This is a genomic window from Candidatus Avedoeria danica, from assembly GCA_016703025.1.
Classification (GTDB): Bacteria; Chloroflexota; Anaerolineae; order Epilineales; family Epilineaceae; genus Avedoeria; species Avedoeria danica.
The window spans coordinates 2,401,543-2,420,502 of the sequence record JADJCV010000004.1; the positions used below are offsets into that span (position 1 = coordinate 2,401,543).

An 18,960-nucleotide genomic window follows, 5' to 3' on the forward strand; every position below is an offset into this window, starting at 1 on the left:
TCGACCGCCTTCGCCCCGATGCCCGGCAGTGCCAGCGCCGCGTCGTCGCCCTCGGCCAGCAGCGCGTTCAACGCCGCGGCGGTGGTCACGCCGGCGTCGGCAAGCGCCTTCTCGATGCGGGACGAGAGGCCGAGCGCCGCCAGCTCGCCCGTCGCGGCGACCGCTTCGGCCGGCGCTGCCTCGTCCTCGCCCGACACGGCGTCGGCCAAGGCCTCCGTCACATCGGCAGCCTTCTCGACGACAGCCTCGGCCGCGTCGGAGACGACATCGGCGACGACATGGGCGGCCTTCTTGGCGCCCTCGACGACCGTGTGCGCCGCCTTCTTGGCCCCCTCGACGACGGGATCCGCGGCATCGGCGACGACGTGCGCCGCCTTCTTGGCGCCTTCGACGACATCCTCGACCACGGGCGCGGCCGCGTCGCTCACGACGTCGACGGCGTGCTCGATCGCGTCGCCGGCCTTCTCCAACGCGGCCCCGGCCGCGTCGATCGCGGGCGCAGCAGCTGCGGCAGCGGCGGCGGCGGTGTGCTTGGCGCGGTCGAGGAGCGAGGCGTCCTCGGCCGGCACGTCGGCCACGGACGCGGCCTTGGTGGCCTTGCCGCGGGCCGGCTTGGCCTCGGCCTTCGGCGCTGCAGCCTCCGGGACCGGGGCGACCAAGCTGTCGATGCTGGCGCCGCCGTGGATCTTCTTCACCTTGTCGGCCAAGCCGAGCTTGGTGAAGAAGCGCTCGACCGGGCCGCTCGGCTGGGCGCCGACGCTCAGCCAGTGCAGCGCACGCGCTTCCTTGATGACCACCGTCGGCGGGTCCGTGCGGGGGTCGTAGTGCCCGATCGTCTCGATGAATCGGCCGTCGCGCGGTGAGCGCTGGTCGGCCACGACGATGCGGTAGCTGGGCTTCTTCTTGGCGCCGACACGGCGCAGGCGGATGCGAACCATCTGTGTGAGCTCCTCTCGCTAGGTCCCGAGTAGGCCGGGCGGCAGCTTCATCTTGCCGCCCGACGATTTACCACCCGACAATCGCTTCATCATCGTCTGCATCGACTTGAAGTTGCGCAGGAGGTCGTTCACCTCCGGTACGCTCGTGCCGCTGCCGGCCGCGATGCGGCGCCGGCGGCTGCCGTTCAGGACGTCGGGCTTCTTGCGCTCGCGGGGCGTCATGGAAAGGATGATCGCCTCGACGCGCTTGAGCGCACCGTCGTCCACGTCCGCGGGGAGTTGCTTCATCGCCTTGCCGAGGCCGGGGATGAGGCCCATGATCTCGCGCAGCGGCCCCATCTTCTTCAGCTGCTGCATCTGCGTCAGGAAGTCCTGCAGATCGAGCTGGCCGCTCTGGAGCTTGCGCCCCATCCGCTCCGCTTCGTCCGCATCGACCGTCTCGGCCGCGCGCTCGAGAAGCGAGGCCAGGTCGCCGCGCCCCAGGATGCGGGACGCGAGTCGCTCGGGCTCGAACGCCTCGAGGGCGCCGGTCTTCTCGCCGACGCCGAGGAATTTGATCGGCACGCCCGTCACGGCGCGCACGGACAGCGCCGCACCGCCGCGCGCGTCGCCGTCGATCTTCGTGAGGATCAGGCCGGTCAGGGACAGCCGCTCGTGGAATGCCGCGGCGACGTTCACCGCCTCCTGGCCCGTCATCGCGTCCACGACGAGCAGCGTCTCGACGGGCTTCACGCGCCGCGTGATCTCGGCGAGCTCGTCCATGAGCGGCTCGTCGATCTGCAACCGGCCGCTCGTGTCGACGATGACGACGTCGTACGCGCCCCGCCGCGCGAACTGGATGGACCGCGCGGCGATGTCCGGCGGGGCGGGCTCGGCGCCCTCGCTGTAGACCGCCACGTCGAGCTGCTTGCCGAGCGACTCGAGCTGCTGGATCGCCGCCGGTCGGCGCGTGTCGCACGCGACGAGCAGCGCGCGCTTGCCCTTCTTGCGGAGCATGAGCGCCAGCTTGGCCGCCGTCGTCGTCTTGCCGGCGCCCTGCAATCCCGCCATGACGATCACCGGCGGATCGCCGCGTCCGATGTCCAGCGGCGCCGCCTTGCCGAGCGTGGCCACGAGCTCGTCGTAGACGATCGTGACGACCTGCTGCGCCGGCGACAGGGACCGCATGACCTCGGCCCCGACGGCGCGCTCCTTCACCCGCGCGACAAGGTCCTTCACGACGCCGAACTGCACGTCGGCATCGAGCAACGCCAGCCGCAGCTCGCGCATTGCGCGGTCCACGTCGGCTTCGGTGAGCACGCCCTTCTTGGCGAGGTCGCCGAACAGCGCTTCGAGTTTGTCTTGGAGGGCGTTGAACATGGGGGAGCCAACAACAATGCGCGGTGAACGATGCGCAAGGCGCCGACGTCACGGCAGGCCGAGGCTGCCCGACGGTCGGCGTCGGTGGGTCAAGGGGCGGATGATAGCGATGGGTGAGTCGGTCGTCAAAGAGAACGGCCTTCGGACGTCGCGGCCCGACGTCTTCCAAGAGACCATCAGCCGTCAATCCTCCTTGACACCACCCCCTCCCCATACGACCATACCCGCCTGCCGCCCGACGCCCCGACCGAGGAGCCCCGCCATGCCCACGCCGCCCGTCCGCCGCTGGCCCATCTGGACACCCCGCGTCGCACGCGGCGGCGCCGCCGCCGTCGCCGTTCTCACCGCAGCCGCGCTCTCGCTCGGGCACCTGGCGTCCGCCGCACCCTTCGTCGCCCCATCGGCCGCGCCATCGGTCGCCCTATCGGTCGCCCTTTCGGCCGCGCCATCCGCCGCCCCGGCGTCGCCCCCCGTTGCGCCACCCCCTGTCGCGCACCCCGCCGATCCCGCGGCTGCGCCGTTCATCAGCTACGTGCAGCCGAGCGAGGTCCTCGTCTACGACGCCGCCCGCCGCAACGCCGGCCCCGGCGCGAGCCCGGCGGCGGTCGAGGCGGCGGCGGCCGCGTTCCGGGCGGCGTGGGCGGCCGACCACTTCCATGGGCCAAGGTCCGAGGATCTCGAACGGCTGCACCAGCGCGAGCTGGCGTGGCTGCATGCGACATCGCCCGCCGACGGGCCGTCCGCCATCGATCCGCGCCGCGGCGGCGCGCGCTCCGGAGCCGACGCACATGCCGACGCACATGCCGACGCGGGCGACCGCGCGGACCAAAACGTCGATCCGGCCCGCTCGCCCATCCCTTTGCAGCGCGCCCCGGTCCTCGGCGAGCTCAAGCTGCTCGTCATCGCCGTCGAGTTCGACGGGACGGACACGGCCGAGAACTTCTCGCACGAGGTCGGCATCCGGGCCGGCGGCCGGTGCGTGACCGAGACCGTGACGTACGACGGGCCGCTGCATGGCCAGATCGCCCGCCCCGGCCCGCTGGACAACCACACCACGTGGCGGCCGAGCTTCGAGCGCGACTTCTACGAGCAGATGGTCTTCTCCGCCGAGGGCGTCACCGAGCGCATCCGGCCCGACCTCGTCGACCCGGAGGACGGCCGGCCGGGCATCGACATCGGCGGGAACTCGATGGCGAACTTCTACAAGGAGGTCTCGGGCGGCAAGGTGACGTTCGACGGCGGCCCGCGCGGGGTCACCGCCTGGGTCAAGGTGCCCCATTCCGTCGGCTACTATGACGCGAACGCCTGCCGCAACGGGCGGCCGTCGGGCTCCGGCCTGCCGAGCAACCCGCGCTTCCCGAACGGGACGGGGCAGCTCATCGCCGACATCGGCGCCGCGATCAACGCCGCCGACCCGGACTTCCCGTGGGCGGACTACGACACGGACGGCGACCGCGTCGTGGACCACGTCGTCTACATCCACGCCGGCATCGACGAGTCCGAAGGCGGCGGCGTGGACGGCAACCAGCAGATCTGGGCGCACCGTTCCAGCGTCGACGCCCGCACCGGGCTGATGGACGACCGCGGCACACCGACGGACATGACGGACGACATCACGATCCGCGGCTACACGATCCAGCCCGAGAACCTCAGCCTGGGGGTCCTCGTCCACGAGTTCGGCCACGACCTCGGCCTGCCGGACCTCTACACGACGACCGGCGACGAGGACGTGACGTGGTGGGACCTGATGAGCGTCGGCGCGCGGACGGGGCGGCTGAACGGCAGCGACCCGACGCACATCGGCGCGTGGGGCAAGACCGTCCTCGGTTGGCTCGACCCGGTCGTCGTGACGCCCGGCGCCGACGCCGCGACCGTGCTCCTCGGCCAGCTCGCCCAGCCGCCCGAAGGCAGCACGACGGCCGTACGGGTGGACGTGCCGCCGTCGTACGAGCGCCAGGTACCTCTCGTGCCGGACTCCACCCGACTGTGGTGGAGCGGCAACGACCAGGCGTCGGCCGATCATCGCCTGACGCGCGAACTCGACCTGACGGGGGTAACCGGCGCCGTCAGCATGTCGTTCCAGTTGAACCACGGCCTCGAGCGCGACCGGGACTTCTTCTTCGTCGAGGTCTCGACGGACGGCGGCGCAACGTTCGTCCAGACGAAGGGCTTCCGGGTTGGGACAGGCCAGGAGCGCACGACCGCCGACGACTACGCCGACCCGAACCGCAGCCTAGCCGGCTACGGCGGCTTGAAGTACGGCTACACCGGCGACAACCAGGGCTGGATGGACGTGTACCACGACCTCACGCCCTTCGCCGGCATGTCCATCCAATTGCGGCTGCGCTACGCGACGAGCCCGAGCAACCAGAGCCGTGGGGTGTTCGTCGACAACTTCGCGGTCCGCTCCGGCGGCGCCGAACTCCTCGTCGACGCCGTCGAGCCCGGCGCGCCGAGCGCCTGGACGTCGACGCCCGGCACATTCCTGAACGCCACGGCCGTCGACGCCGGCTGGACGATGACGGACGGCACGAAGCCGATCGCGCGCTACTACCTCCTCGAGTGGCGCAACCCGGTCGGCTTCGACATCGGCCTGAAGTATGCCTACAACACGATCTTCGCCCGGCTGACGGCCGACGGGGCGCGCGAGCTCTTCATCGACCGCGTCCCGAGCAACGTGCCGGGCCTGCTGGTGTGGCTGCGCGACATGCGCTTCGGCGCGAACAACCCGAGCAACAGCATCCTCAGCGACCGCAACCAGCTCGCCTTGCCCAGCGAGGGCGCCAAGGGCGGGCTGCTCATCGTGGACGCCCACCCGGAACCGCTCCGCGGGCCGCTCGGCGGTGTGATCAGCAACACGCACGGCATCTTCCCGTTCCCGCCGAGCGACAGCTGGCGCGGCCGCGTCCAGACGACGAACGCCGCGTTCGGGCTGCACGGCACCGCCGCGATCACGCTGACCGCCTCCGTCGGCGTCGAGCCACCGGCCACGCTCGTGATGACCCCGACGCGCTACGCCCCGCTGCCCGCCGTGCACGGCTTCCACGATGCGCTCGGCTTCATGCCGGGCGTCGAGGAGCTCGAGGTGCCGGTCATCCTCGACGGCGACGGTGACCAGGTGCGCACGAAGCGCTACGCCTTCGCCGATCCGGACGGCGGCGTCGTCGTGCCGGCCGCCGGCTACTACCCGCCGCGCACGCCGATCGGCTTCACCGGCCTCGGCGGCGACCGCGTGCCGCCCAGCGACAACATCAGCGTCTTCGAGACGATGTTCCTGCGCGGCACCGCGCCCGTATTCGTCGACATCGGCGCCTCGACCGGCCGCGGCGTCACGGGCCGCCAGTCCGGCAACCCGGGCGACCACGGCGTCCAGTTCGGTTTCCACTTCGAGGTGATCGACGAGGCGGCGGACGGCTCGACCGGGACGATCCGGCTGTGGCGTCAGGCGGACGACGCCGAGGCGACGCTCGCCACGGCGATGATCCCGACCGCCGACGACATCCTGGTCCAACCCGGCCTCGTGAACATCGGCGGCGCGACGACGATGACGCTCTACAGCGACTTTGACGAAACCGCGGCCACGTATGTCCTCGCCGCCGCCGGGTCCACCGCCGTGCCCGTCGCGGTCTCGGCCGACGCCGTCGCCCGCGCCGTGCTCCAGGGCGGGCCGGGCGCGCTGGCGGCGCTGGCCGTCGCACCGGGCGAGGCCGTCGCGGTGGCATGGGCCGGCTACGTGAAGAGCGGTGAGGATGTCAGCCTCACGTATGTCCTCGAGCCGCGACCGTCGGCGCCTGTCGTGCGGGTGCAGTGCGCGGTCTACCGGCCGGGCGAGCCGAGCCGGCTGCTCGACGAGGTGAGCACCGAGGTGGCGTTGCGGTCGGTGGTGTATCTGCCGGTGGGGCGGCGGGGGGAGTAGGGGGCGGGGGGCGTTTTGGGTGGGGGACGAAGGAAGGATCAACGGCTGAAGCCGTCGCTGAGGGTTGCCCTGACGGGCAACCACGCGCCTGCCTTCGCAGGCGCAGAACCGAAACCGCACACGTGACGTCGGTTTGACGCACGACCTCGTGTATTGGCGCCTGCGAAGGCAGGCGCGCGGTGGCCGAAGGCCACCCTCAGCGACGGCTTCAGCCGTTGACCGATTGTCACCATCGACCAACCCGACGCCATCGACCCCATCGCCCACCCCACGATCCACCCTCCCCCCCCGGCCACACATCGCCATGCCCCCCCTCCCCCTCGACCCCACCCACCTCCCCGCGAACGCCCCGCTCGCTGTCGCCGTCAGCGGCGGTCCGGACTCGGTGGCGCTCCTGTCTGCGCTGCGCTACATCGCGGCCGAGCGACGCGTTGCGCTCCACGTCGCCCATCTGGACCACGGGCTGCGGCCGGAGGCCGTCGACGACGCGGCGTGGGTGGCGCGGCTGGCGGCGGGCTGGGGGCTGCCGGCGACGATCGGCGCGGCGGACGTGCGGGCGTTCGCGGCGCACAGCGGCCGGGGGATCGAGGATGCGGCGCGGCAGGTGCGGTACGCGTTCCTGGCGGGCGTCGCATGGCAGGTCGGTGCGGCCGTCGACGGTACGTGCGCAGCGGTGGTCACGGCGCACACTGCGGACGATCAGGCCGAGACCGTGCTGATGAACGTGATCCGCGGGGCCGGGCTGGACGGCCTGGCGGCCATGGAGCCCGCGGCGCGGTGGCCGATCGCGGCGGCGGAGATCGCGGCGGCCGCGGCGCAGGCGCACCTGGACGCGGCGCGTTCGGCCCACGACTGGCCCGCCGACCGGCCGCTGCCCCGGCTGCTCCGGCCGCTGTTGGCGACCGATCGCGCCGCCGTGCTGGCCTACCTGACCGCCGCCGGCATCGAGGCGCGCACGGATGCGTCGAACGACGACCGCGCCTTCCTGCGCAACCGGATCCGGCTGGACGTCGTGCCGCTCCTGCAGGCGATCAACCCGCAGCTGCACGCCGCGCTGAACCGCCTGGCCGCCACGGCCGCCGACGAGCGCGCGTTCGTCGAGGCGGCGGTCGAGGCGGTGTGGGCGGAGGTCGCGGGGTCGAACGCCCGTGGATCGGTCGTCAATGGGTCGGATGTCGACGGATCGGACATCGTCCTCCGCACGCCGGCGCTGATCGCCCTACACCCCGCCCTCCGACGCCGCGTGCTGCGGCGCGCGTTCACGCAACTGGGCGGTGATGTCCGCGAGCTCGGCCTTGGGCACGTGCAAGCGATCCTGCGGGCCGTCGAGGCTGTGGCCGACGACGGCCCGACGGCGCTCGCGCTCCCCGGCCGAATCCGCCTGCGCGTCGACGCCGCGTCCGTGACGTTCCGCCGCGACCGCGCCGCGCTCCCGCCGCCGCGCCTCGGCCCCGACCCGATCGCGCTGGCCGTGCCCGGCGAGACGCGGCTGCCCGGCGGCTGGACGGTGGCGGCAACCCTCGTCGACGCTCACGCCGGCGACGGCGCGCGCTTCGGGTTCGGCGCCGACGGTCCCGACCGCGACCCGTGGCGCTGGTCGATCGACCTCGACATCGTCCGCACGCCGCTGGGGGTGCGCGGACGGGTGGCAGGCGATCGGCTGCCGCTGGACGGCATGGGAACCGGCCACAAGCGGCTGCAGGATCTGTTCGTCGATGCCAAGGTACCCGCCGCCGAGCGCGACGGCTGGCCGGTCGTCGTCACCGGCGCGACGATCCTGTGGGTGCCGGGGCTGCGCGGGGACGCGCGGTTCAGGGCGGCGGCGGGGGGGGCTGGGCGGCGGGTGGTGCTGGCGGTGACGCCGCCGGGGCGGGTGGTGGGGGCGTAGGCGGGTGAGGAGAGCGGACACGGTGTGCGTCGCCGACGGGCGGCAGGGGGGAAGGGGGCTGGGAGCGGTGAGTTTGGATCGGCTGCTACGGCGCCCCCCTCGCCGGCAGGCTCGAGCGGCGGCGATCGTCGCGGCCGCGATCCCGGCGCCGTTGATGTAGTCGCCCTCGCCCCCCGAAAGTCGACGGCAGGGTCCTCGCCGGAGCAGAGATGCCCCGACTGTGCCGAGCTTCCACCTAAAAGTAATCGACATGGCTTGAACTATGTTCGCAAAGACTGTAGGCGCGCTTTGACGATCTGTGCTATGCAGATCATGGTCGTCCCTGCTTGCGACCAGAACACGCTGACGCCATCGAACATCCCGGCTTTGATTTCTAGTCTGGAAATGGAATAGGTGTTGCCCCGACCGACATCGTTGATAATGGGGTTGCTGATCGCAAAGTAGGGCGGGGGGTCATGAGGCCACTAAACAATAACGTGGCCTGCGCAGCTGAAGTCGCATTTATAGTTGGGGTAACGATGAAAAGAGATGTAGGAGTAGGGTCTGTGGCGGAATCTGTTGCGGTTGGCCAAGGAGTACTGGTAGGAGTAGGGGATTGAGCCGTAATTAGCCCCCATGGTCTACCCCTCAGCAAGACAATCGAGATCAATATTATCGCTATTCCCGCCAACGCAACCTGTCGCCGTCCACGCTCCGTCTTCATTTGTGCCTCCTACTGTCAAGGGCGGACATAAGTCCTGATCTGCTCGTCTTCACGGTGTATCGCCACATGCATCTGTTTCGCCGGTAATATGGTGATCACTAAGAACCGAAACGCTAGGTTTGGGAAATCCAAATCCCAGCTGAGTGCCAGAAGGTGAGGTGCGAAATCGCGTAACCCATCGCCCCCCATAGTTCTCTTCTTCAAAGGCGGTATTGAAGGGTGTAAATTCATGCCACTGATTGGTATCGTACCAATGGATAAAGCGGTGCACCAAGATACCCATATCATTCTGCCAATAATCAGCTTCGCCGCCGAAGCTAAGGGCTATACCCTTTGAGGCGATTTGAACCTCATCCAAGAATGCTCCGTCAACGAAGAATCGCCACTTCTGGGTGGCGGCTGAATAGTCCAATTGTGCTTTTGCGCTCCCGTCCCCATGAAGAGCTCCGTACCCGTTGCAATATGATGTGGAGTTGCATCTGATACAACAGATATAAATCTCGTTCTTAACTGAATTTCCCGAAGCTCCTACTTTTATCACGCCTATTTCCAGAACGGGCGCAGTTGAAGCCACGCTACCCAAATACAGCCAACCTGGACGATAAACCGCGCCATCTACTGAGCATGGATCAGGATATGTCATATCCCATACGACCGATGTGATAAGGGGATCTCCTATCAATATTTCCGTGCGAGCCGCTCGACATTTCTCCGATCCCTGGGTAGAACCGCAAAGAGCAGAACCACCATGGCCTGGCAAGGGTGCGCCGAGTACAAGATCCTTCTTGGCAGAACCAGAGAGGATGGAAGCGATCACTGCGAGCAACAGCAAATGCATCATGAGTTTTGTCGGGAGAACTTTGTCCGTCCCCATTTCTCACTTCCTTCCTTATCGATTCGCTTAGGATAAAGTTGCACGCTTCTTCTGTCGAAACAGAGAAGCGCCTTGTTTCGCACCGTTTCAGTGCCCTTCAATTCTGACAAGGGCGGACCCTATCAAGAAGGCCTTCGTAAGGTATGATACGTGGGACGGTCCTAGTCAAGTCGGGTCTGTGATCTGTCTGCGGCCAGGGTTGTGGCGAGCTAATTGAGTTCAATCTTCTGAGTGGACCCGGCCACGCGCCGCCGCCAATCCTCCAACCATGCCAGGACGTCGGGCAGGCGATCGGCCCTGATGTTCCGATACGACGACACCCCGAATCGCCGACAGAGCTCTCCAAACACGGCCTGATAAGGGTTTCGCCCGCCTGCCGCGGCGTCGGTCAGCAGCGCCGCCAACGCTTTGACGGCTTGCGACACTTCGGCCGCTTGGTCCTCTGTGACGACAGCACCGCCGGATAGCTTGCGCTCGACTGCGGTCAGCCGCCGGCCGACGTCCCCCACCACAAGCGCGGCGCGGTCTAGTCGGTCCTCAGTCGAGCCGACGCGGCCCTCGAGCGCTATTTGTTGCTCCGCCAGTGCGGCGACGGCCAGCGCCATACTCCGCACTTGGGCGAGCGGCGACGCGCCCGCCGGCGGCGCTTCCGGCGCAGTGCCTAGGGCGCCCGCGTTGAACGCTCGCCAGAGCACGCCGAACGCTTCCCGGCGGTAGAGGGTCAGCCGTTCGCGTAGCTCCGGCTTGACGCGCGACACGTCGACCCCGAACAACCAACCGTGCAGGAATTCGACAGGTAGGGCGAGCATATCCTGAGTTCGCCGCGCCCGGCTCGACGGCATGTGAGTTCGTGTGACACGAACGAACATCACCACGGCCGACAAGACAGCATCCCGCCGGATGCGCTCTGTCTGCGCTGGCCACGTCAAGCCAAGGTAATCCGCCAAGGTCCGAACCGGAACATAGATCGTCGGCTGTCCGTCTGGACCGGGCGCGAGAACGGCCGTCAGGCGATCCCCGTGGAATTCGATTGTGCGCTCGTCAAGGGGTGCCAGGGGGGCGGGTTTGTCTGTGGTCATCGGTGGGAGCCTCCCGGCCCGGTGCGATTCTCCGGCCGCGACGTCGGGCGGTTTAGCGTCAATCTACCGACGTCGGTAGATTGTGCGAGCGGCGGCCGGTTCGGTTTCCATCGTCCTACGCTACGCGGGGCGCGGCGTCAGAGGCGGCGACGTCGTCGGCGGCCGGTTGCATTGTCGCGGCCCGAGCGGCGGCATGCTCGAGGGGGGCGATGGCAGCCGGGCGCGTGCGCCATGCCTCGAGTTCGGCCACGTCGCCGGCGGTCGCAACGCCTGTAGCCGCGGCGGCCCGGTTCCGCCAACCCCACGCGGGCGACAGGATCGCACGGGCGAACGCCTGCGCCTGCTGGCCGATCTTGCGCGCCGCCTTGCCCCGTAGGTTCTGACGCTCGGGCGCCAGCCGGGCGAGCGCGGCCAGTGCGAAGTCATCGCCGCGTTCAATCGCCGCGGCCGCCTCTGCGGTCATCGTACCACCTGGCCGGGCGCCCACCGCTGCGCCCGGCCGCCCGCCTCAGTCGGCGGCGCGTCGACCTCGACGGCCAGCCCAATGTCAACGAATAGGCGCACGTGGCGCTTTGCTGTCACGTGCGACAGCCGCGCCAGCGTCGCCAATTCCTTGTGCGTCGTCGCGGCCCGGCCGAACATCGGCCAAGCGTCGAGCGTGCGCCACGTCTCGCCCCCGATGCCGCGCGCAGCGTTGCTGCCGGGCGCCACGTTGGGAAGCGACGACGGCCCGACATTCTCGCCGGCGGGCGGCAGGTTCAACCTATAGGCGCCTTTCTGTTGAACGCGGCGCCCGGCTCGCCTGACACCCCCCCCCCGTCCGTAGTCGTGTGACCGGCTGCGATCGCAGCGCCAATACCCAAGCGATGATGCCGCCGCGCCCGCGCAAGCGGTGCGGATCGCGCCCGGCGTCCAGCGCCAACGATGAGGCGGCCGGTTCAATCTCTGGCGAACCGGCCCGGCTCGAGGCGGCGCCGAACGCATACAGCACCCGGCGCACAGAGCCGCGGCGCCGCGGCTGTGCGTCGTCGGCGTCCCGGTGTTTGATCCACCAACGCCACAGCCCTGCCGCATGCTCTGAGCCGTCGTCATCCCAACCGGACGGCAGCGGGCAGGCGTTCAGGATCGACAGCTGGACGGGCGCCGCCTGCTGAATCTCGTCAGTCGAGCAACCCTTTAAGCACTTGCGTTGAAGGGGTCTCCGTAGCATCTTTACCGAACTCACCAGCGAGCGTCCACGGCCTTGCCCTCACGCCGCGGCAGGTCGAACAGTCGACGAGCGCCCGCACGCGGTACCCCCGCCAACCTACGCCAGTGTTCCTCAAGTTACACGGCGTGTGACGCGAATTGCACTGGCGTGCTTCGCCCGCTGTACGTACGTGTCGCTCGAACCGCACGCAGTGCCGCCCCGCCTACGACAACGCCCGCCCGAACCGCCGCCGCCGTTGGCGGCGGACAATCGGGAAGCCCTCGACGAGCGACCACCACGCGATGTAGCTGAAGCCGAGGGCGAAGGGCAGGACGAAGGCGACGACGCCCCAGGCGTGGCGGTCGACGGCCAGGGCGATGCCGAACCAGGCGTAGGCGGCCAGGCCGGCCTCGCACACGGATTGGGCGTTGAGCGGCAGCCGGTAGGCGCCCGTGGAAGCGGCGTCGCCGTCGCCGTCACCGTCCTCGCCCGCTTTCGGGGTGCGCTCGAACTCGCCTGCGGCGCAGGTCAGCGCCTCGACGACGGCCAGCGCCCCGTTCAGCGACATCCCGGCGGCGACGATCGAGAGGCACGGGTACCACAGCAGGCGGCGCCACCAGCCGTCCTCGGGGCCGGACACGCTGTCGCCGGGCACGCGGTTGCCGGACAGACTGTACTGGCCGAGGCCGACGAGGACCGGCATCGTCAGGGCCAGCAGCGAGAAGGCGAACAGGAGCGGATGGAAGCGCGGCCGCCAGACGGCCAGGAGCGGCGCCCCGAGGAAGAGCAGGACGAGCATCGGCTGGACGAAGTACGTCGACAGGCTGGCGACAGCGTGCAGGCGCTTGGGCAGCGGCCAGTCGGAACGGGCGATTCGGCGGACGAGGCGGCGCCAGCACTGCACCGTGCCCTTGGCCCAGCGGTGCTGCTGGCGCTTGAAGGCCAGCACCGTCGCCGGCAGCTCCGCCGGCGCCTCGTGCTCGGGCAGCATGACGATCCGCAGCCCCGCCAGCTGCGCGCGGTAGCTAAGGTCGACGTCCTCGCACAGCGTGTCGCCCGACCAGCCGCCGGCGGCGTCAATCGCGGCGCGGCGCCAGACGCCGGCGCTGCCGTTGAAGTGCAATGCCAAGCCGGCGCGGCTGCGCGCGGTCTGCTCGACGCCGAAGTAGCCGTCCAAGCTGAGCGCCTGGACGCGCGTCAACACGTTCTGCTCGCGGTTCAGGTGGCCCCAGCGGGTCTGCACCGCAGCGACGCCGTCCGTCAGGTGCGGCATGACGTGCAGCAGCCAGTCCGCCGGCGGACGGAAGTCGGCGTCGAACACGGCCAGCGCGTCGCCCTTGGCTGCGGCAATCGCCTCGCCGAGCGCGCCGCCCTTGAAGCCCCGCCGGTCCGCCCGCCGCACGACGGCCACGTCCACGCCGCGCGCCCGCCACCGCCGCGCCGCCTCGTCGACGACGGCGCGCGTGTCGTCCGTGGAGTCGTCGACGACCTGGACCTCGAACCGCTCGGGCGGCCACCGGAGGGCGCACGCGGCGTCGATGGCACGCGCGGCCACGTGGCGCTCGTTGTAGATCGGCAGCTGGACGGTGACGTACGGGGCAGCCCCTGCAACCGTCCCTTGGGTCCCTTTGGTCCCTTCCCTCGTCCCTCGCCCGCCGGTCCGGAACCACAACACAACGTGCACCGCCGCCCGCAGCGAGAACAGCGCAACGACGCCGAAGCCGACGGTGTAGAGGACGGTCAGGAACGTCGCCATCGCCGGGTGGGCGAGGGCGGGTGCGAGATCGGTCATGGCGGGCGGCCCGTTTGGCGCGGCTGGAGGCGGGGCAAGGAGACGATGATACCCCAGCCCGCACCGCGCGCGGCCGCTCGAACGTCAGCGCCGGGCGAGCAGCAGCTCCCCGATCAGGACGATGAACCCTCCCGCCGCCACCGCCTGCGCGATGCCGCCCGCGAGCAGCATGCCGCGCGCGATGTCCATGCGCTGCCACGCGGCCAGCCAGCCGGCGGCCGACAGGAAGACACCGACCGGCGCGGCGATCGCGACCGCGCGCACGAGTCGCAGCCGGCGGAGCGGCCGGCCGGCGAAGCGCGGCACGATGAACAGCCCGACGCCGTAGATCATCAGCGTCACGAAGCCCCAGACGTTCAGCTCGACGTGCATCGGCCGGAGCGCGGCGCCGAGCGGGCGGTCCAGCGTGAACAGGACGCCGAGCGTCAGCCCGCACGCCAGCGACGCGAACGCGGATCGCAGCAGGAGGCGCGACGGACCGGTCATCGCCGCACCTCGATCGAGCCCGGCGCGATCGGCGCATCGGGGCGGCGCGGTACGGCCAGCGACGGCCGGACGGCCGCGGCGAACAGGACCATCGCCAGCGCCATGAGCAGCCCGCCGGCGACGAAGACGTCAGGCCAGCCCCAGCCGAGCGCCGGGACGATCAGCGCCACCGCCAGCGCATGGACCGCCAGCTGCAGCCTCACGAGGCCGACGGACCGGATCGGCCGGCCGCTCGTGCGCGGCAGGACGTGGTAGCCGACGCCGACGACCATGCCGAGCACCCAGCCGAGCGTCGACAGATGCACGGCCGCGAGCCGCCACTCCGGCGCAAGCCGTCCGGCATCGGCGGCCGCCAGCAGCGCCAAGCCGGCGGGCAGCGCCGCGCCGGCCGCGCTCGTCGCGCGCGACGCGAGCCGGTCGACCTGTCGCTGGGCGGGCAAGGTCACGCTCGGCCCCGTCGGGCGGCGGCGACCGCGGAAGACGAGCGCCATGACGTTCACGAGGAACAGCGCGCCGACGGCGGCCTGCAGCCCCGTGGTCCACGGCACGAGCGTCGGGCGGGCGAGGTCGGCGGCGGTCGCGGCGGCGGTGGACAGGGCGAAGAGCACGGCGTGCGACGTGGACAGCACGGGCCACGGGAAATCGCGCGCCAGGAAGGCGGGCATCGCATGATAGGAGACGGCCAGGATGAAGCCGGTGATCCAACCGAACAGCAGCAGCCGGACCATCGGCGCCCACAACACCTGTTCGCCCGCCAGCACGCCGACGTGGAGCGCCGTGGCGCCCGCCAACGCGGCCAGCGCGGTCAGGCCGAACACGCGCGTGGCGGTGCTCACGGGATCGCAGCCCCCGCGCCCACCGCGAGCGCGGCGGTCAGCTCGGCGACGAGCGCGTCCAAGTCGAGCCCGTGCTGCTCGGCCGCCTGGCGAAGGGTCAGCGGGCCGCCGCAGCAAAGGTCGAGGCCGTGGCCGGCCAGGACGGGCATGAGCCCGGGGTGACGTTCGACGACGTCATTGATGGTGAGGGTCGGCTCGATGGATGGGAGATCATTCATGGCGTTGCCTCTGCCTTCGTCGGGATCGGCGCACATCGCACGCTGCGGACTTGGGTTGAGCATACGCCGACCTGCCACGCCCGACATTGCGCCAGCGCACGTTGGGCATTGCGCCTGTAGGGACACCCCTTGTGGGTGCCCGTGTCGGTTGTGCGGCGCACGCAGGGCACCCGCAAGGGGTGCCCCTACATCAACATCCGTGCGTTCCTTCCAGCCGCGACAGGCGGGCCGCGAACCGCTGGCGGTAGACCCGCCGCAGCAAGAGGACCTTCCGATCGCACCCGTGCAGCGCAGTCCGATCTCGGCGCCGACCCGGACGACGCGCCACGTGTCCGCCCCGCACGGATGCGGTTTGCGGAGGCGGACGACGTCGCCGAGGCGGATGTCGTCGGCGGGGTGGCTGTCTTGGGCCGATGGATGCGGAAGGGCGGGGGTGTCGGTTGGCATCGGGGCCAGTATATTGTGTTGCGGACGGAGATTGCATGGTGGAGATTGCATGGTGTTGGGATGGGGCGTAGCGTTCTGCACTCATCGCCCGTCGATATACGGTGTGCTCGTCCGAGCGCGCCCACCCGGGTCGATCCCGTACCCCACGAGGCCAGCCCGATGGCGAACATGGCGAACAATGACCAACGAGCCGCACAGGCCGTGAGCCGCGTCAGCTGGGCACCGGCGATCGCCGTCGCCGTCGCAGCCATCGCTCTCGCCGCAGTGCGCGATGCGGACGGCCGCGCGGCCGCCCAGGGCCTGCGCACCCAGACGCCCACCGCGACGGCGGTCGCGGGCCAGGGCATGTGCACGTTCACGGGCGAGCAGGCGCCCGCCGCGAGCGCCGTCGAACGCAACGCGCGGCTGGACGTCGTGATCCGCGTGCGCGGCGACTGCCCGGTCGAGGCGCGCGGGCGGGCGGACATCATGCTGCTCGTCGACCGCTCGGGCTCGATGAACGACGGCGGCAAGTTCGACGCGGCCAAGTTGGCCGTCGAGCAGTTCGTGGACAACGTCGACTTCGGCCGCCACCGCGTCGGCCTCATCCCGTTCAACAGCGACCCGTACGTGGCCCAGCCGCTGACCGATCGCCCCGACCGCGTGATCCGCGCGCTCGGGCAGATGAGCGCGCCGCAGGGCAGCACGTCGATCGGCGCGGCGATCCGCATGGCCGACGGCGAGTTCGAGGACACGGGCCGGCCGATCGCGGTGAAGGTGATCGTGCTCCTGTCCGACGGCATCGAGCCCGCCGCCGAGGGCATCCTGGCCGCGGCCGCCGCGTCGAAGGCGCTCGGCACGGTGTTCTTCACGATCGGCCTCGGCGCCGACGCGGCGGACGACACGATGATGCAGGTGGCGACGACCCCGGCGCACTACTACCCGGCGCCCGACGCGTCGCAGCTGGCCGAGATCTACCAGAAGATCGCGGCGATCATCCTGTCTTTCAGCGTCACGGACGTGCGCGTCCACGAGCGCCTCCAGCCGGCCGCCACACCCGCATCGCCGGCCCCCCATCGAGCCGGCCGTGGCGCCGGACGGTCTGCGCACGTGGTGGCGCCCGTTCCTGACCGCGGACGACGCCGTCCTGCCGTACGCCGTCCACCTGTCCGCCGACGGCCCACAGCCCGTCAGCGGCGCGCTGTGGGCGGAGTAGCACGGACGGCGACGGCACGCGGCGGCGCTATGGAGATCCCGCCCGCCGTGGTCGAGGTGATCCCGCCGAACATCCGGACGATCTACCTGCCGTTTCAGCGCCCGCAACTGGTGCTTCCCGGCGGACCGCTACGCCGACGTCGCGCTCGTCATCGACGCGTCGTCCAGCATGACGGGCGACAAGCTGGCCCAGGCCGTCGCCGGCGCGAAGGCGTTCGTCGAGCTGCTGGCGCCCCGGCCCGGCGGCAGCCAGGTGGCCGTCGTGACGTACGACTCGAACAGCCGCGTCGTCCAGCCGCTCACGAGCAACCGGTCCGCCATCGAAGCGGCCCTCGAAACGATCCGCCCCGGCAGCGGCACCCGGATCGACCGCGGCATCGTCGCCGGCGCGAACGAGGCGACCGGCCCGGCCCACGACCCCGACCACCGCCCGGTCCTCGTCCTCCTGACGGACGGCATCCAGGTGGACGCCCGCGAGAGCGTCACAGGCGCCGCCACATTCGCGCGCAGCAAGGGCGCCGCCCTCTACGTCGTCGGCCTCGGCGACGACGTGGACCTGCCGACGCTGCTGGCGGTGGCGGGCGGGGCGGACGCTGTGGCTGGCGCGGGATCCGGAGGCGTTGGTGGCGATTTATCGGCGGGTGGGGGGGTGGTGGTTTGTCGGTAGGGGGCGGGCGGCCCTGGCTCTCCCTCGGCGGGCTCCCTCTATCCGTCAGCGCCTGCGGCTGCCACCTTTTTCCCGCGGGGGCGGGAGAAAGGGTCCTGCCTTGGCGAGGGGGGCTGGCATCGGCGTGACGCTTGTAGGCCCTGGGCAGCGCCGGCATCCGGCGTCCGCCTTCGGATAGATCGTCCTCCCCATCCCCCCGATGGGGAGGACAGGCGCGCTTCAGCGCGCCAGGAGGGGTTTGTTGGCCCAAGGCAGCCACACCCGGTGTTCACCCGTCTGCCGCGTCGCTGACGCCGTCGCAGTCCGTGACGCCGCCGACGGCCCAGCCTTCGGCGCCGGAGAGCATGTCGACGGCGAAGATGGCGTTCGACGCGGTCACTGGAGCGGCCGCGATGATGTCGCCTCGCGCGGGCGCTGGTGTCATCGACTGGTACGCTGTCACTGCAGAGTCTATGGATCTCCACCTCTGTCGGACATCCGAAGCGTGTCCAGCTACAGGGTACTAGGGCATCACCTCGACCGCGTGCGCCCCATCGATCGGATCGACCGCGCCGATGCCGACGCCGTCGGCCGCCCCGACGTCAGCATCACCGGTTGGCGGCAGGTCGATCGCTGCCGGCGGCGGTGAGGCCAGCCGGGCCGCCAGGTCGTAGCGCGCGCCGTTCGTCAGGACGTGCAGCCGGATGCCGAGGATGCTCACGGGATCGGACTGATTCGCCGAGTCGAGCGAGGTGTAGCTAACTCCGACGGGTCGACGATCGTGATCGCGCCGCTGCCCGCCACGACCAGCGTGTCGTCGGGTCCGATGAAGGCGGCCGTGTCCTCGTCCAGGCCGATGCCGACGAAGCTCGGGTTGGCAGGACAGCGCCGTGAGGAGCCGCCCCAGCCGGTCGCGCTGCCGGAAGTGCTGGTCGATGATTGCCAGGCCGGTGAAGCCCAGTCCCGGCGCCAGCGTGACCATGTCCGCCCGCGGCGTCCCGCCGTCGTCGCCGAAGGCGATCATGTGCTCGCTCATCACTGCCGCCCCGGCCGACGTGCCGGCGACGTGCAGCCCGTGTGCGTGGCGCTCGGTCAGCCGGTGCGCGAACGGCGTGCCGCCCAGCGTCGTCGACAGGCGCAGCTGATTGCCGCCGGTCAGGAACACGCCGTCGACATCGTCGAGCGCGTCGACGAACGCATCGCGCGCCGCGTCCGAGAGCGCGTCTCGATCGGCAGCACGGTGACGGATGCGACGTGCAGCCGCCGAAACACGATCTCGTACTTGCGCCCCGTCGTCTTCAGCATGGAGGCCGTCGGGACGACGGCGATGCGGCCCGCTCGCCGCCGCACAGCGCGACAAAGCGCGCCAGGATGGCGGGGGTGCGCATTTTTCTT

The 18,960-nt window shown here is 70.4% G+C and carries 13 protein-coding genes and 4 pseudogenes; 4 read left to right on the top strand and 13 right to left on the bottom strand.

Annotated elements, in window-relative coordinates:
* Positions 1-605 precede the first annotated feature (605 nt).
* Both rpsP and ffh read right to left on the bottom strand, forming a co-directional pair.
* A pseudogene (rpsP, locus tag IPG72_12620) lies at positions 606-938 on the bottom strand (30S ribosomal protein S16).
* A gap of 18 nt (positions 939-956) precedes the next feature.
* Entirely contained in the window at positions 957-2,297 is a 1,341-nt protein-coding gene (gene ffh / locus IPG72_12625) for a signal recognition particle protein (GenBank protein MBK6769833.1), read from the bottom strand.
* A 262-nt stretch (positions 2,298-2,559) separates the two neighbouring features.
* On the opposite strand from ffh, the gene IPG72_12630 reads away from it, so the two are divergent.
* Together IPG72_12630 and tilS are read left to right on the top strand one after the other, a co-directional pair.
* Complete coding sequence (locus IPG72_12630; protein ID MBK6769834.1) at positions 2,560-6,213, top strand: immune inhibitor A; 3,654 nt, start codon at positions 2,560-2,562, stop codon at positions 6,211-6,213.
* Positions 6,214-6,517: 304 nt separating this feature from the next.
* A complete protein-coding gene (gene tilS / locus IPG72_12635; protein MBK6769835.1) occupies positions 6,518-8,101 on the top strand; it encodes a tRNA lysidine(34) synthetase TilS in 1,584 nt (527 codons plus the stop codon).
* 752 nt (positions 8,102-8,853) lie between these two features.
* On the opposite strand, the gene IPG72_12640 is transcribed toward tilS, so the two are convergent.
* The 9 genes and pseudogenes from IPG72_12640 to IPG72_12680 form a co-directional block, all read right to left on the bottom strand.
* Positions 8,854-9,678 carry a hypothetical protein gene (locus tag IPG72_12640; protein MBK6769836.1) on the bottom strand — a complete coding sequence of 275 codons (825 nt, stop codon included), beginning with the start codon at positions 9,676-9,678 and terminating at the stop codon, positions 8,854-8,856.
* 209 nt (positions 9,679-9,887) lie between these two features.
* Positions 9,888-10,757, bottom strand: a complete 870-nt coding sequence (locus tag IPG72_12645) for a hypothetical protein (protein ID MBK6769837.1) — start codon at positions 10,755-10,757, stop codon at positions 9,888-9,890.
* A gap of 115 nt (positions 10,758-10,872) precedes the next feature.
* The gene (locus IPG72_12650; GenBank protein MBK6769838.1) at positions 10,873-11,220 is read right to left on the bottom strand and encodes a hypothetical protein; all 348 of its coding nucleotides are present in this window, start codon (positions 11,218-11,220) and stop codon (positions 10,873-10,875) included.
* Positions 11,217-11,519, bottom strand: a complete 303-nt coding sequence (locus tag IPG72_12655) for a hypothetical protein (GenBank protein ID MBK6769839.1) — start codon at positions 11,517-11,519, stop codon at positions 11,217-11,219. Before IPG72_12655 ends, IPG72_12650 begins: the two co-directional genes overlap by 4 nt.
* 650 nt (positions 11,520-12,169) lie before the next feature.
* Complete coding sequence (locus tag IPG72_12660) at positions 12,170-13,738, bottom strand: glycosyltransferase (protein ID MBK6769840.1); 1,569 nt, start codon at positions 13,736-13,738, stop codon at positions 12,170-12,172.
* A gap of 84 nt (positions 13,739-13,822) precedes the next feature.
* The gene (locus IPG72_12665) at positions 13,823-14,224 is read right to left on the bottom strand and encodes a hypothetical protein (GenBank protein ID MBK6769841.1); all 402 of its coding nucleotides are present in this window, start codon (positions 14,222-14,224) and stop codon (positions 13,823-13,825) included.
* A complete protein-coding gene (locus tag IPG72_12670; protein MBK6769842.1) occupies positions 14,221-15,060 on the bottom strand; it encodes a hypothetical protein in 840 nt (279 codons plus the stop codon). Before IPG72_12670 ends, IPG72_12665 begins: the two co-directional genes overlap by 4 nt.
* Entirely contained in the window at positions 15,057-15,278 is a 222-nt protein-coding gene (locus IPG72_12675; protein ID MBK6769843.1) for a DUF542 domain-containing protein, read from the bottom strand. The genes IPG72_12670 and IPG72_12675 overlap by 4 nt, the downstream gene beginning before the upstream one ends.
* Before the next feature lie 190 nt (positions 15,279-15,468).
* Positions 15,469-15,725, bottom strand: a pseudogene (locus tag IPG72_12680) (DUF951 domain-containing protein).
* Here IPG72_12680 and IPG72_12685 point away from each other — a divergent pair.
* Both IPG72_12685 and IPG72_12690 read left to right on the top strand, forming a co-directional pair.
* A pseudogene (locus IPG72_12685) lies at positions 15,624-16,685 on the top strand (VWA domain-containing protein). The pseudogenes IPG72_12680 and IPG72_12685 sit on opposite strands and share 102 nt — an antisense overlap.
* Positions 16,686-17,088: 403 nt before the next feature.
* Positions 17,089-17,586 (top strand): VWA domain-containing protein, encoded by a 498-nt coding sequence (locus IPG72_12690; protein ID MBK6769844.1) that lies wholly within the window; start codon positions 17,089-17,091, stop codon positions 17,584-17,586.
* A 268-nt stretch (positions 17,587-17,854) separates the two neighbouring features.
* Here the strand turns inward: IPG72_12690 and IPG72_12695 are convergent, their stop codons facing one another.
* Together IPG72_12695 and IPG72_12700 are read right to left on the bottom strand one after the other, a co-directional pair.
* Positions 17,855-18,010: a hypothetical protein gene (locus IPG72_12695; GenBank protein ID MBK6769845.1), complete on the bottom strand. Its 156-nt coding sequence runs from the start codon at positions 18,008-18,010 to the stop codon at positions 17,855-17,857.
* Between the two features lie 78 nt (positions 18,011-18,088).
* A pseudogene (locus IPG72_12700) lies at positions 18,089-18,935 on the bottom strand (cyanophycinase).
* Positions 18,936-18,960 lie beyond the last annotated feature (25 nt).